The sequence below is a fragment of the bacterium genome (assembly GCA_035945995.1).
Taxonomy (GTDB): Bacteria; Sysuimicrobiota; Sysuimicrobiia; order Sysuimicrobiales; family Segetimicrobiaceae; genus DASSJF01.
In genome coordinates, this window is record DASYZR010000020.1 from 1 (window position 1) to 15,271 (window position 15,271).

A 15,271-nucleotide genomic window follows, 5' to 3' on the forward strand; every position below is an offset into this window, starting at 1 on the left:
CGCGCAGGCGCCGCGCCGCGCGCCCCTCCGCGCGTGGCGGCGCCGACGCCAACCACAGCGCGGCGTCGAGCAAGCCTAACGCCGCCACGACCGGCCACCCGGCCATGCCGCGCTCAGCCCTCGACCCGGCGGATCATCGCGCGCACGGCCTGCCAGCCGCACACTTCCATGGCGGCCGCGAGGCCCAGCAGCACGTGTCCGGCCGGCGTTCCGAGCATCGGCGCGAAGACGTTGGGGTCGAAGAGCAGCACCGCGGCGGCGACGCCGGCCGGCAGGAGCGCAAGCGCCGTGCCCGTCGTGCGCGCATGGGCCGTCAATGCGCGCACCTCATGCCGAAACGCGATCTGGGCGCGGGCCGACTCCGCCTGCCTCACCAGGCATTCCACGAGGTTGCCGCCGGTCCGATCCGCCACGGCGATCGCCGTCGCGATCCCCGGCACCGCGGGCGCCGGCACCCGGTCCCGCAATCGATCGAGCGCGCGCGCCAAGGGGACGCCGATGCGGAGCTCCTCGGCGACGCGCCCGCACTCGGTTCGCAGCGGCTCGGCGATCCACTGCGCGACGTCGCCGAACGCTTCGCCGATCGAACGGTGCGATCGCAACTGTCCGACCAGGAGGTCGATCGCCGCGGGAAGCTGCGCTTCGACGGTCCGGATCCGCCGGCCGCGCGCCGCATCGAGGGCCACACCGGCGACCAGCACGATCGCCGCGGCGGCGGGCAGGCCGGCGGCGGGTCCGCGGAGGAGGCCGGCCGTCGCCCCGACCGCGGCGGCGGCGGCCACGGTGGCCAGCAGCAGGGCGGAGACCGGCGCCTTCACACCGGCCTGACCCGCACGCCGCTCCAGCAGCGCGACCGCGGGCCATCGCAGCACGACACGATCCAGACGGGCCCAGGCGGGCGGCCGCGTCTCAGGCGGCGGCCCGCTCGGCGCAAGATAGCGGACCAACCGGTGGACCGCCGCGCCGTTGCCGTCGCCTCGACGTCGGGTGCCCGCGAGCATGGCGGCGGACACGAGTGCCAGGGCCGCCGTCAGCAGCATGCCGCCTACCCGAGCGCGGCGCGGCCGTCGAGGGCCGGGTACGGCGCGCCGGGGTATGGCGCCGGCCGCGCCAGACGCGACGGCACACTCGTTCGCGCGAGGACGCCGGCGCCACGCTCCCCGCGAAACACGCTCTGCAGCTGGACGGCGTCGCGATCCGCCCCGGTCACCTCGCTGACTTCGACGACGGCACGGCGGCCGTCGGGACGGCGTTCCAGGTGCACGAGCACGTCGATCGCCCCGGCAATCAACCGCCGCACCAGATCGCCGGGCAGGCCCGAATCCCACCGCGCGAGCACTTCGAGACGATCCAGCGCGTGCGCAGGACTGTTGGCGTGCAGGGTGCTCATGCTGCCGCGGTGGCCGGTGTTCATGGCCTGCAGCATGTCGAGCGCCTCGCCGCCCCGCACCTCGCCGACGATGATGCGATCGGGATTCTGGCGGAGCGCGTGCCGGACGAGATGGGCCGGCGTGATCTCGCCGCGGCCTTCGATATTGGGGGCCCGCGTTTCCCAGCGAATCCAGTTCCGGATCGGCAGGCGCAGTTCGGCGGCTTCTTCGATCGACACCACCCGCTCCTCGGCCGGCATCGCCGCCGCGCAGGCGTTGAGGAGGCTCGTCTTGCCGGCCCCGGTGCCGCCGGTGAACAACAGGGTGGCCTTCTGCCGGACCGCACTCGTCAGGTACTCGGCCACCTCGGGGCCGAAGGCGCCCCGCTCCACCAGCGCGTCCAGCGTGAGCGGCTGACCGGGAAAGAGACGGATGGCGAGGCACGGTCCGTCGACCGCCACGGGCGGGATCGCGGCGTGGGCACGAAAGCCCTGAGGCATCCGGACGTCTGCCATCGGCGTGGCCGAGTCGATGCGGCGCCCGCCGAGCTCGGCCACACGGCCGATGATGAAGCGCAGATGATCCTCGTCGCGAAACCGCACCCCCGTCTGCACTTTGACGCCGTGGCGCTGCACGTAGACCCGGTCGTACCGGTTCACCATGATGTCGGTGATGTGCGGATCGCGGAGCAGCGGCTCGAGGGGACCGAATCCGACGATGTCGTCGCAGAGATCGCGGATGATGCGCTCCGTTTCGGCCTGGGACAGGTGCGGGTATTCGCGGAGGTATCGCGCGAGCGTCTCTTCGAGGTACGACCGGACCACGGCGCGGTCTTGCCCCGCGAGCGCGTGCCGCTCGACGTCCTCCAGCAGCCGCGCATGGAGGGCGGCGCGGATGTCGGACGCCGCGGCCGCGCGTTCGACCGGCGCCGTGGGCGGGACCGCGGCACTCCGTCCCTGGCTCACGGCGCCGCCCGGAGCGCGTTGCGGAACTCTTCCCGCCGGCGCAGGACGATCTGCTCAGCGAGCGCTTCGATGCCGCGCCACCACGGGTCGTCGGGTGCCGAGGGGCCGATCAAGGCCCCGTCGTCGAGACAGCGGCTCAACCTGGGCGTCTCCGGCAGCACCGCGGCAAAGGCGGTGCCGAGGGCCGCCTCGGCCTGTTCGATCGTGTACGACGCGGTTCCGCCGCTGCGGTTCAGGACCGGCAAGATTTGTGTCACCCCGTCGGCGACGAGCAGGTCGATCAGATAGCGCAGGCTCCGCAGGGCCAGCAGATCCAGCGTGGCGACCGCCACCGCGACGCCGGCGCGGCGCGACAGCATCCGCTGCGCCGGCAGCACGGGGCGCCCGAGGTCCACCACGACAAACGGGACCCCCGCCGTCAACGCATCCATCGCGACCGGCATGACGTCGGCCGCATCGTCGGCCTCTCCCGCGGCGCCCCAGAGCGAGAAGACCGTGAAGCCGGCGGCGTGCGTCAGGCCGACACGGCGCAAGAGTCTCGGTTCGATCGGGAGATGCTGGCGGACGAGCCCGGCGATGCTGGAACTGGAGTCCAGGTCGGCGGCCGCGGCCGTCGCCCCGAACGGCGGCGCATCGGCGTCGACCAACGCCGCGGTGCCGTGGCGGGCCAGGGCCGCGGCCAGGTGGAGTGCCAGGGCGGTACAGCCCGCACCGCCTTTCCCCGACGCCACCAGAATCGCCGTTCCGCGGAGGCCCGGCGCGTCGACGGCCCGCGCCGCCAACCCCTCACGGACGGCCGAGGCAATCGCGGCAGGATCAACCGGGACCGGCACGATGTCGCGAATCCCGAGCCGCAAGACGTCCCGCACGTCGTCGAAGGCCAGCGAGGCCGCGATCACGACAACGTGCGTCTCGGGGTACGCGGCGACGATCCGGCCGAGGGCCGCCCGCCCGGGGGCGGTCTCGGGAAGATCGACGACGAGACAGTCGGCCGCCGCAAGGGCCAGGAGGTCGGCCACGCCGTCCAACCGCGCGACGCAGTCGACACCGCCGAGGTCGCGAAGAGCCGCGGCAATGCGCGCGCAGGCGTCGGCCGCCGCGTGGCACACGATCACATAGGGCCGGTCCGTCATAGGCCTTCGGCGGCGTCCCCGCCTCCCGCGGGACCGGGCGAATCGCCGGACGCCCCCGCCGCGTCGTTGCCGGGCGCGGGCCCGCGGTCGGCGCCGCCGGATCCCGCCTCGTGCGGGACGGCGCCGGGCAGAAAGGTGGAGGGCGCGGGGAACACCGGCGGCACGGGCGGGGCAAGGGGCGGTGCGCCGGCAGGGAGGGCGGTCTGTCGGGCCGCCGTCCAAAGCAGGGCCTCGGACGCGGCCGCGGGGGTCCACGTCGTCACGCCCAGCGCGCGAAGGAACCACGTGTTGACGGACGCCCGGGCGGTGATCCGGAGGCGCGACCCCGCCACCACGGCGTCGACCGCCGTCGCATCCGCTAGTCCGTGCGCTCGCACGTCCCGACGCGCCGTCGCGAGCGCCGCGGCGACGGCCTGCGCCTGCACAGTTTCGGGGTTGGCGCCCGGATCGTCGACCTGAGTACTCCATCGTAGGGCCGTGCGCGCACCGTCGTCCGCCGCGTTTTGAAGGATCGCGCGAACAACGTAGCCGTTCGCGACGTCGACCGCGAGCCCCGCGCACCCAAGCAAGACGATCAGCGACGCGGCAAGGAACGCGACGATCATGGCGCCTCCCCCGCGTCCACCGGTACCCGCGTGACGCGCCGTGTCGTATCTTCGATGACCTCGACGTTCCGGCCGGCACGGCGGATATCCGGAGGCCGAACCGGCCCTCGCGTCGCGCCCCACGAACGTGAGGGGCCCGGTACCAGGCCGGCCCACGGGAGCGGTGGCGCGGGAAGCCACCCGGATGGCATCGGGGCGGGAGACGGCGCCGGTGTGGACGCCGGCAGCCCGAGATAGCGCCGCATCGACAACGAGGCCCCGGACTCCGGCGGCCCCGGCACTCGGCGGTCGCAGCCGCCGCAGGCGCCGTGGGCCGCGGTCTCATCCGATCCCGGCCGCAGGGCGACAAACAGACGGCCGAAGGCCTGCGCCATGACGATCTCACGCTCGGCCGCCGCGGGGACGGCGATCGATAGCCCGGCGACCGGCGCGGCCGCGAAGCGGCCGTCCGGCCCGGAAAACGGCGCCGGCGCCCCGGACCCGGCAGTCCCCGATTGCGAAGAGACATACAAGACGAGCCCGGATGCCACGACCCGCCGGACAAACCGGTCCGGACCCGCGTCAAACGCAGCGAGAAGATCCACTCGTGCGAACGGCGGGAGCCGGCCGCCGAACACCGCGGCGGCCGGCACGACGAGGTTCATGATCCTCATGCCGGCCGGCAGCTGCGGAGCCCCGCCGCCGGCCTGCGGTGCCGGGGCCGGCGGGCGAACGCCGCCGAGCGGCGCGCGGGGCCGCCGAACCACCGGCCGGTGGCGAAGCTGCGCCGCGGCGGATAAGATCGTAAGCGCCGCCAGCGCGATCGCGACCCATCTCAACCAGTGCCGGCGGCGCGCCAGCAGCCGGCGGGCGAGCGGTCCCAACGGGACCACGGCGCTACCGCCCCGCGGAACCATCAAAGGTCCCCGCCGCGAGCTGCTGCTGCCAGAGAGCGTAGTAGTAGCCGGCCGACTGCGAGTACGCCGAGGCCAGCGAGACCTCGGCCTGATATTCGGACGAGAGCGACGCGATCTGCGCCTGCAGCGCCTGAATCTCCGCCTGGTCCGACAGCACCTGCGCCGCCGATCCCCACCACGGCGGCGGCACTTCCTCGACGGCGCTCCCCGCCTCGGCGGTCAGCCGGCGTCCGTTCAGCAACGCCGCGAACCACGGGGTGAGCGAGCGCAGCGGGTACGTCAGGTCGACGGCGAGCGTCCGCATGCGCCCGGTGCACGCCGGTTCCAGATAGCGGAGGGTCACCGACAGCCTGGAGGCGTCGAGGGTCGGCGCCGCCGCCGCAGCCGCGGCGCGGGACAGGTCGCCGTACGCGGCCGGCGGATCGCCTGCGCAGTGCCCGGTACCGGTGTCCTCCACCGCCGCCGCCCGCTGGGCGGCCTCCGCCGCGACGGTGACGAGGGCCGCCTGGTGCAGCGCCCACCCCCCGTCGAGGATCGCCCCGACCAGGGCCAGCAGGATCGGCATGGCGACCGCCATCTCCAGCAGCGCGGAGCCGCGCTCGGCGGTCCGGTAGACGTGCCCCGATGCCCGGGCTCGGCGGCGCATCGGGGCCTCAGTACTGCGAGAGCGTGTTGGCGATTTGCGCAAACATGCGGTTGAGCGCGCCGGACAACGTGACCAGCACGGCCAGGGCGCCGATGATCACGATGCCGCCGATGATAGCGTACTCCAGCATCGCCTGGCCGCGTTCATCGGCGTGGCGCACGGCACGCGCCCCCCAGGCGCGGCCACGAAGGAAATGAGACGACGACAGCATCGCGGTGCACAGGCGGCCGGCGGTTCGCACGGTGTGCCCTCCCATCATGGCGTGTGTGGTGCGTCGACGAGCTGCGGGGTCACGAGGATCACCAGATCGCTCTCCCGGCGTTGAAACGACCGGGACCGGAATAGGGCGCCGATCACGGGAAGGTCGGCGAGCAGCGGGACCTTCTGGACGAGCTCGGCATCGTCACGCTGCAGGAGGCCGCCGACGACCAGGGTCTCGCCGGACCGCATCGCCACCATTGTTTGGGCGCGCCGGACCCGGAGCGCCGGGATTGTAAAGCCGCTCACCTTCACCGCATCGGTGAAATCGAGCGTGCTCACCTCCGGCGTAATCTCGAGAAACACGCGGCCGTCGTCCTGGTACTCCGGCCGGGCCGTCAGGATCACGCCGAAGTCCTTGTACTCGACCGTCACGGCGCCGTTGACTCCGGCGACCGGCACCGGTACTTGTCCGCCCAGCAAGAGCGAGGCGCTTCGCCCCGCCAGCACGACCAGGTCGGGACGCGCGAGCAGTTTCGCCCGTCCCTGCTGAGAAAGCGCAGTGAGTTGCGCCATCAGCAGATCGAGACCGGTGGTCGTCCCCCCGGGTGCTCCGAGAATCTGCAGGTTGTAGACGCCGCCGTTGAGGGAGGGGGCCGCGCCGGACGCCTGCTGGCCGCCGCCCCATGAAATGCCGAGGGCGTCCTGTGCGTTCCGGCTCAATTCCACGACCTCGACGTGCAGCGCGAGCTGCACGGGGCGCAGGACCGTCAGGAGGTTGACGACGACCGGTACGAACGCGCGCGCGACGGCCTCGGCCTTGGCCCGGTCCATCTGGGTCTCCACCGCTCCACTGAGCACGACACCCCTCGTCTCACCGGCGGCCTGAGGCGCCGGCGGCGTGGTGTCGGTCCGCGACGGCGTCGGGTATGCGGGCACACCGGGCGCGGGGGCACCGGCAGGCGGTGTCGAGACGCCGGGAGGCGGCGCGGGCAGCGCCGTTTGCGCCCCTCGCACCTCCGTGACGGTGATCGCCGCCTCGGGGAACAGGGTCGCCAGCGCGCGCCGCACGTCGCGAAATGGATCCCGACCGGGCAACACCTCGACGGCGTAGGCGACGAGCCGGCTGCGGCCTTCCCACACATACACGGTGGCTCTCCCGGGGGCGCGCGCGGTGAGCAGCAGTTCCCCCGTGCTCACCGGTACGGCGCCGATCACGCGCGGATCGCTGACGGCGACGCGGCCGAGATCCTCCACCGCGAGGATCCGGCCCGTTCCCTCCTCCAGGACCACGCTGCGCGCGACGACGGCCCGCCCACCGGTCCGCTCGGGTGGCACCGGCCCGCGGAGAGGCGCCGCCGCCACGGCGGTACCCGGCGGCCCGACGCGGGCGGGCGGGAAGAGCGCGCGGCGCCGGTCCGCGGGCGCAAGACGCACCGACAGCACGCGGCCCTCGAGAAACGACTCGGTCGCCTCCACCGGCACGGAAGTCATGACGGCAATCTCCGTCCTCGGCGGCGGGCCGGTGAGCGGGCGAACACGGATGCTCTGGACGGGACCCATCGCCAGCGTATGGACCGCCGCGATCGCGGTGACGGGATCCAGGACGATCACGACGCGATCGGTCCGGCCCTCCACGAAATAGTGGAACGGACCGCTCGAGGCCACGGCCACGCGCACACCCGCGCCGTCCGGCTCCACCGTGACCCCGGTGAGCGCGGCCGCGCCCCCGGCCGCGCTCGAATCGCCGGCCTGTGAGAGCACGGCGGCCGCGGCGACGAATCCCGCGACGGCGGCCAGGGCTCGGCGGCGAAGGGCGCGCCGCACCGGTTGGGGATGAGTGGGTATACGTCTACGCATATGTACATCAATACAAATATCCGCCGCCGCCTCCCGTGTCAAGGGCGAACGTGCGTGCACCAAGGGAAGGTCCCGCGCGGGATCGAACGACAATGCCCGGACTCGACCGAAGGGGAGGATGACGGACTGAACATCCTCCGGGATGCCGCGCCGGATGCGCTCACGCTTGGACTCGTCGCCGCCGCATGCGCCGCGGCGATCCTCCTCATCGTGCTGCTGGTCCGAGGACGTGGCGGCGGCCCGCAACCGGCGGCGCCCATCGACCCCGGCGAGGTCGCGCGAGTGGACCTCGCGGGCATCGTCCGGCGGCTGGAGGCCCTCGAGCAGGGCGTCGCCCAGGTCGCGGCGGCGCTGCCGGCGACCGTCCAGGGCGTCGGCGTCGTACGGTTCAACCCATTTCCAGAAATGACGGGCGTCATGAGCTTCAGCCTCGCGCTGCTCGACGGCCGCGCGAACGGGGTGGTGATCAGCGTCCTCAACGACCGCCAGGGATCGCGCGTCTACGGCAAGCCCGTGGAGGCTGGCGCGTCGGCGCTGAAACTGTCGGACGAGGAGCAGCAGGCGCTCGGCCTGGCGCGCGGGCGCCGCGCGTGAGCGGCCCGGGACGGCGATGCGGTTCCGCGACCGGCGGGACGCCGGCGAGCAGTTGGCCCGGGCGCTGGATGCGCTCGTCCCCGGCCCGGCGACCGTGCTCGCGATCCCGCGGGGCGGCGTGCTCGTCGCCGGCGCGATCGTCCGCGCACGCAACTGGCCGCTCGATCTCGCCATCCCCCGCAAACTGCGCGCCCCGCAGAACCCGGAGCTCGCGTTCGGCGCGGTGACCGGCGACGGAACGGTGTACGTGGACGCGGGGCTGGCGAAGGCGCTGCGGGTCCGCGACGCGTACCTGCGCGACGAGATCGGCGCCCAGATCGAGGAGATCGAACGGCGCCGCACCGCCTACCGCGGGACGCGGCCGAGTCCCGACGTGCGGGGCCGGACGGCCGTCGTCGTCGACGACGGAGTGGCGACGGGGGCCACCATGATCGTCACGGTGCGGATGCTGCGGCACGCGCTCGCGCGGGAGGTCGTGGTCGCCATCCCCGTCGGGGCGCCCGATGCGGTCCGGCGGCTCGAGCGGGAAGCCGACCGGGTGGTGTGCACGCTGCGGCCGCCGACGTTCGCGGCGGTCGGCGAGTTCTACGAGGACTTTCGGCAGACGACGGACGAGGAAGTGGTCGAGACCCTCCGGGAGGCGTGGGCCCGGACCCAGGTGGTCTAATGACGGACGAACCGCTCAAACGCACGCCGCTGCACGCGGCGCACCTCGCCCTCGGCGCCCGCATGGTGCCGTTCGGTGGCTGGGACATGCCGGTGCAGTATGCCGGCATCATCGAGGAGCATCGGGCGGTCCGCACCCGCGCCGGACTGTTCGACGTGTCGCACATGGGGGAGGCGGAACTGTCCGGCCCCGGGGCGCCGGCCCTCATCCAGCGGCTGGTCACCAACGACCTGGGCCGCGTCGCGGTCGGCCAGGCGATGTACACGCCGATGTGCACCCCCGAGGGCGGCATCATCGACGATCTGCTCGTCTACCGCCTCGGCGATGCACGGTTCATGCTGGTGGTGAACGCTGCGAACACGGACGCGGACCTCGCCTGGATCCGCTCCCACCTCGGGCCCGACGCGGCGCTCACGGACCGCTCCGCGGAGACGGCGCTGCTGGCGCTGCAGGGACCCCGCGCGCCGGCGATCCTGGCACGGCTGACCACCGAGCCGGTCGCGCTCATCACGTACTACTGGTTTCGGGAGGGCGTGGACGTCGCGGGCCGGCGGGCGCTCGTCTCCCGCACCGGCTACACCGGCGAGGACGGCTTTGAACTGTACGTCGCCGCCGAAGACGCGGTCCATCTCTGGAACGCCGTGCTGGAGGCGGGCCGGGCGGACGGCGTCCTGCCGGCGGGCCTCGGCGCCCGCGACACGCTGCGGCTCGAGGCCGGCCTGCTGCTCCACGGCAGCGACATGGACCGGACGACGACGCCGATCGAGGTCGGCCTCGGCTGGACCGTGAAGCTGCAAAAGGGTGAGTTCATCGGCGCCGGCGTGCTGCGGCGGCAGAAGGCCGAAGGGACGGCGCGCCGCCTCGCCGGGTTCGTGCTCGAGGACCGCGCCATCGCGCGGCACGGGTTTCCGGTCCTCGTCGGGGGCCGGCCCGCGGGGACGGTGACCAGCGGGAGCTTCGGCCCCACGGTGGAGAAAAGTATTGGGCTGGGGTTCGTCCCGCCGGCCGCGGCGGCGCCCGGCGGCCGGATCGCGGTCGAGGTCCGGGGGCGCGCCGTCCCCGGCGCGGTCGCCAAGCTGCCGTTCTACACCCGTCCGAAGACCGGAGCGGCCTGACAGACCAACTGGGGGGAGACGCGCGTGTACCCGAAGGAGTTGCGGTACTCGAAAGAACACGAGTGGGCCAAGGTGGAAGGGGCGCGGGTCCGGGTCGGCATCACGAAGTTCGCCGCGGACCGGCTCTCCGACGTCGTGTACGTAGAGCTCCCGCAGGTCGGGGCGATCATCGCGTTCATGCAGACCTTCGGCGTCGTCGAATCCGTCAAGGCCGTCAGCGACCTGTACGCGCCGGTCTCCGGCACCGTCGTGGAGATCAATCAGGGGCTCGCCGACAAGCCCGAGGTGATCAACACCGACCCGTACGGTCAGGCCTGGATGATCGTCGTCGAGCCGAAGGACATGAAGGAGCTGGATCAGCTGCTGGACGCCGACGCGTACGCCGCGCTGGTGGGTGAAACGACGTCGTGAAGTACATCCCCGCGACCCTCGCCGAACGGGCCCGCATGCTGCGCGGCATCGGCGCGCGGGCCGTCGAGGATCTGTTCGCCGACATCCCGGCCGAGGTGCGGCTCACACGGCCGCTCGATCTGCCGCCGGCGATGCCGGATCCCGATCTGCTGGCCCACATGCGGACGCTGGCCGGTCAGAACGTCGACTGCGACCGGCTGGCATGCTTTCTCGGCGCCGGCGCCTACGACCACTTCGTGCCGAGCACCGTCCCGCATCTCGCGCTCAAGCCGGAGTTCCTCACGGCCTACACCCCCTACCAGGCCGAGCTGATGCAGGGCGAGCTCCAGGCGATCTACGAGTACCAGACGATGATGTGCGAGCTGCTGGCGATGGACGTCGCCAACGCCTCGATGTACGACGGCGCGAGCGCGACCGGCGAGGCCGCGGCCATGGCCGCGGACCTGACGAAGCGCAGCGAGGTCCTGATCTCGAGCGCCCTGCACCCGGAGTACCGCCAGGTCCTGCGCACGTTCACGAGCCACCTGCCGATCACGGTGCACGACCTGCCGGCGCAGGACGGCGTGACCTCGCCGGGCGCGGTGCGCGAGGCGGTCACGGACGACACCGCGGCGGTGATCGTGCAGTCGCCGAACTTCTTCGGGTGCGTCGAGGACGGCGCGGCGCTCGCGCAGGCGGCCCACGACCGCGGCGCGCTGCTCGTGGTGGCGATCGCCGAGCCGTTGAGCCTCGGCCTCATCAAGCCGCCGGGCGAGTACGGCGCCGACATCGCGACCGGCGAAGGCCAGCCGCTCGGCAACGCGCTCAACTACGGCGGCCCCTATCTCGGGGTGATGGCGACGCGGCAGGAGTTCGTGCGGCGGATGCCCGGCCGTCTGGTCGGCCGCACCGTCGACGCCGGCGGCCGGCCGGGCTACGTGCTGACGCTCCAGACGCGCGAACAGCACATCCGCCGCGCCAAGGCGACCAGCAACATCTGCACGAACGAGGCGCTGAACGCGCTGGTCGCCGCGGTGTACCTGGCGACATTGGGCCGCCGGGGCGTTCGCGACGTCGCCGAGTTGAACGCCCGCAAGGCGCGCTACGCGCGCGACCGGATCGCGCGGGTACCGGGGTACGGTCTGCCGTTTGCGGCGCCGGTGTTTAACGAGTTCGTCGTCCGGTGCCCCGTGCCGCCGGAGGAGATCAACAAGCGCCTGCTCGAGCACGGCATCCTCGGCGGGCTCCCGCTCGGACGCTTCTATCCGGACCTCGCGGACTGCTGGCTCCTCTGCGTCACCGAGCGGCGGACTCGGGAAGAGATCGATCAACTCGTCGGCTACCTGGAGACGGTGCAATGAGCGCCCCGCGCGAATCGGGGTCCGCGTCAGGCGGCGCGGCGGCGAAGGGGCCGGCGACGGCGACGGCCACCCGGCCGGACCTGCGCCGGCGGCCGGTCCCGGTGATCTTCGAGCGCGGGGCGCCGGGCCGGATCGGGTACAGCCTGCCGGCGAGCGACGTGCCGGACGTCCCGCTGGACGCGGTCGTGCCGCCCGCCGTGCGCCGCGAGGCCGAGCCCGCCCTGCCGGAGGTGAGCGAACTGGACGTCGTGCGCCACTACACGGCGCTCAGTCACCGCAACTTCTCGATCGACGAAGGCTTCTATCCGCTCGGCTCGTGCACGATGAAGTACAACCCCAAGATCAACGAAGACGTGGCGCGGCAGGCGGGGTTTGCGCGCCTGCATCCCTACGCGCCGGACGAACTGGCCCAGGGGGCGCTCGCGCTGCTGTGGGAGCTCGAGCACATGACGGCCGAGATCACCGGGATGGACCGGGTCACGTTCCAACCGGCGGCCGGCGCGCACGGGGAGATGGCCAGCCTCCTCATGATCAGCCGGTACTTCGAGGAGAAGGGCGAGCGGCGCACGACCGTCGTCGTGCCGGATTCCGCCCACGGAACCAACCCGGCCTCCGCGGCGCACACGGGCTACCGGGTGGTCGAGGTCAGAAGCGACGCGCGCGGGAACATCGATCTCGAGGCGCTCAAGAGCGTGTTGTCGACCGACGTCGCGGCGCTCATGCTCACGAACCCGAACACGCTCGGGCTGTTCGAGGAGCAGATTCAGGACGTCGCCCGCGCGGTCCACGGCGTCGGCGCGCAACTGTACCTCGACGGCGCCAACTGTAACGCGATTCTCGGCGTCACCCGGCCGGGCGATCAGGGGTTCGACGTCATGCACCTGAACCTGCACAAGACCTTCACGACGCCCCACGGCGGCGGCGGACCCGGCGCCGGCGCGGTCGGCGTGCGCGCGCACCTGGCGCCCTATCTTCCGGTGCCGACCGTCGAGCGCGACGGCCAGCGGTTCCTGCTCGACTACAACCTGCCGAAGACGATCGGCAAGATGCGGGCGTTCTACGGCAACTTCGGCAACCTGGTGCGCGCGTACGCGTACATGCGGACGATGGGCGCCGGAGGGTTGCGCGAAGCGGCGGAGATGGCGGTCCTGAACGCCAACTACCTCTTGAGCCGGCTGCGGGGCGCCTTCGATCTGCCCTACGACCGCGTGTGCAAGCACGAGTTCGTGCTCTCCGGACGCCGCCAGCGCGACCGGTATCATGTGACGACGAAGGACATGGCGAAGCGGCTGCTGGACTACGGGTTCCACGCGCCGACGATCTACTTCCCGCTGATCGTCGAGGAAGCGATCATGATCGAGCCCACGGAGACGGAGAGCCTGCAGACGCTGGATTCATTCGTGGACGCGATGCTCGCGATCGCCCGCGAGGCGGAGACGGATCCGGACCTCGTGCGCACCGCGCCGCACGAAACCCCGGTGACGCGCCTCGATGAGGTGACGGCCGCGCGCCACCCCACCCTGAGGTGGCGGCCGGCCCCCGACGAGTCCGGGCGCGGCCCCTCGTCCGACACGTAGGCCCCTTGGCCTCACCGGTTGCGACGGGACTCTATGGGCTCGCGTCCGCGACGTCCTGGGGCGCGGGCGACTTCAGCGGGGGCCTCGCCACGCGGCGCGCGCCGGTCTTCACCGTAGCCGCCGTATCAAAACTCGCCGCGCTGGTAACGATGCTGGTCTTCGCGTGGGCGCGCGCGGAACGGCTTCCCGCTCTCCCGGTGCTCGGCTGGGCCGGCGCCGCCGGCCTCGCGGGCGCCCTCGGGCTCGTGTCGCTGTATCAGGCCCTGGCCGTCGGGGTGATGGGGATCGCGGCGCCGGTATCGGCGCTGGTGGCCGCGGCGATGCCGGTGGCGTTTGCCGCCCTCTCGCAGGGACTGCCGACGGGCTGGCAGCTCGCCGGGTTTGGCCTGGCGATGATCGCGGTGTGGTTCGTCTCGCGTCCGGCCGGGCCGGCGCTCTCGCGCGAACGCGGGCAGCCCCGCGGGCTGCGGCTCGCCATCCTCGCCGGAATCGGCTTCGGCGGCTTCTATATCTTCATCAGCAGGGCGCGGACCGACTCGGTGTTCTGGCCCCTCGCCGCGGCGCAGCTGATCACGCTCGTTGCGATCCTCGCCGTCGCGGGCGCGCTCGCCCTGGCACGGCGGGGCGGGGCCGCATCACCCCTGTCGCCGGCGTTGCAAACCGTGCTGTTGATGCTCCTCGCCGGTGCGCTCGACGCCGGCGGCAACGCCTTCTTTCTGCTGGCCGAGCACGCCGGCCGCCTCGACGTGGCCGCGGTGCTCGCGTCGCTGTATCCGGCCTCCACGGTGGTGCTGGCGCGCGCGGTGCTCAACGAACGGGTCTCCCGCACGCAGGCGGTCGGGATCGTGGCCGCGCTTGCGTCGATTCCGCTGATCGCCGGGTGAGCGTTCAAGGGCTACCCGGACCCTCGGCTCCGCCTTCGCCCCGCCCGCCTCGCCGCCGGGGGCCTTCGCCCGCTCGAGTGTGCCGAGCCCCCGGGTTGTCCCGGCGCCGCAGCGCCCGCGGATCGTGCCGCCGAACCGACTGCGATGTCCCAGGCGTCGAAGGGTCTGAGGGCGGGAAGCTGCGCGGCGCTCGGATCCACGTTCGGGACGGCATAGTACTCGCCGTGAATGCCGCCGGACGTCACCTCGATGCGCAGATATCCGTGATTGGAGTCGCAGAAGCGCTCCAGGGTGCCCTCCGAACCGGGCATTTGGATCGGCGGCTTCGCGCTGTGAAATTCCTGCGCGAGGATGTGAAGCTTCGAATTGTATCCGCCGGCGCCGGCGACGACGAAGCTGACATCCCGGCCCGCCAGAGGGGCCGTGAACCGTTGATAGTTGTGGACGTGGCCGGTCAGCACGAGGTCGGGAATTCGTCCGGCCGCGCCGCAGGCGGCGTCCAGCAGGTCTTTGAGATGCTGGCTCCCCGGGTGAGGTCCATAGGCGGAGTAAATCGGGTGGTGAACCGTCACGATGAGCGCGCGGTCCGCCGGCGCGGCGGCCAGCTCGGATTGAAACCAAGCGGCCTGCGCTGCACCGACCTGCCCACCCTCGGGACAGTTGCTGTACAATCCGATGATCGTCGCAAGCTCGGCGTCGAGCACCCAGAACACGTTCGGCTGTGTCATCGTCTGTCGCGCCGAGTCTTGAGCTTCCGGCGTATGGATCGGCGTCTGTGAGCAAAAGTTGCGGATGAAAGCCGCCAAAGAGGGCTCCGGAGCCGTGGAGTTCACGTCGCCGTCGTGGTTGCCGGGTATCGCGAAGATCGGCGCCGGGTACAGATTGTATGATTCGTAGAACTCGAAGTAGTAGTTGGGAGTCTCGCCCGCGTAGTAGACGACGTCGCCGAGATGATAGAAGAACGACGGGTTGCGCGACAGATCTCCGCTCGTCGCGAAGTCCCGCTCCAT

General features: G+C 72.2%; 16 protein-coding genes. 7 read left to right on the forward strand and 9 right to left on the reverse strand.

The window, feature by feature from the left end:
- Positions 1–113: 113 nt before the first annotated feature.
- From VGZ23_01575 to VGZ23_01610, 8 genes are read right to left on the reverse strand one after another with little or no spacing between them, the layout of a single operon-like run.
- Positions 114–1,040, reverse strand: coding sequence for a type II secretion system F family protein (locus VGZ23_01575; GenBank protein HEV2356291.1), 927 nt, complete (start codon positions 1,038–1,040; stop codon positions 114–116).
- A gap of 5 nt (positions 1,041–1,045) precedes the next feature.
- On the reverse strand, positions 1,046–2,335 hold the full coding sequence (locus VGZ23_01580) for a CpaF family protein (protein HEV2356292.1): 1,290 nt from the start codon (positions 2,333–2,335) through the stop codon (positions 1,046–1,048).
- Entirely contained in the window at positions 2,332–3,468 is a 1,137-nt protein-coding gene (locus VGZ23_01585) for a hypothetical protein (GenBank protein HEV2356293.1), read from the reverse strand. Before VGZ23_01585 ends, VGZ23_01580 begins: the two co-directional genes overlap by 4 nt.
- Entirely contained in the window at positions 3,465–4,073 is a 609-nt protein-coding gene (locus VGZ23_01590; GenBank protein HEV2356294.1) for a pilus assembly protein TadG-related protein, read from the reverse strand. The genes VGZ23_01585 and VGZ23_01590 overlap by 4 nt, the downstream gene beginning before the upstream one ends.
- Positions 4,070–4,945 (reverse strand): hypothetical protein, encoded by an 876-nt coding sequence (locus VGZ23_01595; protein ID HEV2356295.1) that lies wholly within the window; start codon positions 4,943–4,945, stop codon positions 4,070–4,072. Before VGZ23_01595 ends, VGZ23_01590 begins: the two co-directional genes overlap by 4 nt.
- A 4-nt stretch (positions 4,946–4,949) precedes the next feature.
- Positions 4,950–5,615, reverse strand: coding sequence for a TadE/TadG family type IV pilus assembly protein (locus tag VGZ23_01600; GenBank protein HEV2356296.1), 666 nt, complete (start codon positions 5,613–5,615; stop codon positions 4,950–4,952).
- A gap of 7 nt (positions 5,616–5,622) precedes the next feature.
- Entirely contained in the window at positions 5,623–5,856 is a 234-nt protein-coding gene (locus VGZ23_01605) for a hypothetical protein (GenBank protein HEV2356297.1), read from the reverse strand.
- A 14-nt stretch (positions 5,857–5,870) separates the two neighbouring features.
- A complete protein-coding gene (locus VGZ23_01610; GenBank protein ID HEV2356298.1) occupies positions 5,871–7,673 on the reverse strand; it encodes a pilus assembly protein N-terminal domain-containing protein in 1,803 nt (600 codons plus the stop codon).
- Positions 7,674–7,727: 54 nt separating this feature from the next.
- Between VGZ23_01610 and VGZ23_01615 the strand changes: the two genes are divergently transcribed.
- The 7 genes from VGZ23_01615 to VGZ23_01645 are packed head-to-tail and all read left to right on the forward strand — an operon-like array spanning position 7,728 to position 14,261.
- Positions 7,728–8,267, forward strand: a complete 540-nt coding sequence (locus VGZ23_01615) for a DUF4446 family protein (GenBank protein HEV2356299.1) — start codon at positions 7,728–7,730, stop codon at positions 8,265–8,267.
- A gap of 16 nt (positions 8,268–8,283) precedes the next feature.
- Positions 8,284–8,934, forward strand: coding sequence for a phosphoribosyltransferase family protein (locus tag VGZ23_01620; GenBank protein HEV2356300.1), 651 nt, complete (start codon positions 8,284–8,286; stop codon positions 8,932–8,934).
- Positions 8,934–10,049: a glycine cleavage system aminomethyltransferase GcvT gene (gene gcvT, locus VGZ23_01625; GenBank protein ID HEV2356301.1), complete on the forward strand. Its 1,116-nt coding sequence runs from the start codon at positions 8,934–8,936 to the stop codon at positions 10,047–10,049. Before VGZ23_01620 ends, gcvT begins: the two co-directional genes overlap by 1 nt.
- Before the next feature lie 24 nt (positions 10,050–10,073).
- Positions 10,074–10,460: a glycine cleavage system protein GcvH gene (gcvH, locus tag VGZ23_01630; protein HEV2356302.1), complete on the forward strand. Its 387-nt coding sequence runs from the start codon at positions 10,074–10,076 to the stop codon at positions 10,458–10,460.
- Complete coding sequence (gene gcvPA, locus VGZ23_01635; GenBank protein HEV2356303.1) at positions 10,457–11,800, forward strand: aminomethyl-transferring glycine dehydrogenase subunit GcvPA; 1,344 nt, start codon at positions 10,457–10,459, stop codon at positions 11,798–11,800. The genes gcvH and gcvPA overlap by 4 nt, the downstream gene beginning before the upstream one ends.
- A complete protein-coding gene (gene gcvPB, locus VGZ23_01640) occupies positions 11,797–13,377 on the forward strand; it encodes an aminomethyl-transferring glycine dehydrogenase subunit GcvPB (protein ID HEV2356304.1) in 1,581 nt (526 codons plus the stop codon). The genes gcvPA and gcvPB overlap by 4 nt, the downstream gene beginning before the upstream one ends.
- A gap of 5 nt (positions 13,378–13,382) precedes the next feature.
- Positions 13,383–14,261 carry a DMT family transporter gene (locus VGZ23_01645; GenBank protein HEV2356305.1) on the forward strand — a complete coding sequence of 293 codons (879 nt, stop codon included), beginning with the start codon at positions 13,383–13,385 and terminating at the stop codon, positions 14,259–14,261.
- 11 nt (positions 14,262–14,272) lie between these two features.
- Here VGZ23_01645 and VGZ23_01650 read toward each other — a convergent pair.
- Positions 14,273–15,271, reverse strand: a 999-nt coding sequence (locus tag VGZ23_01650; GenBank protein ID HEV2356306.1) for a metallophosphoesterase, incomplete at its 5' end; no start/stop codon positions are given.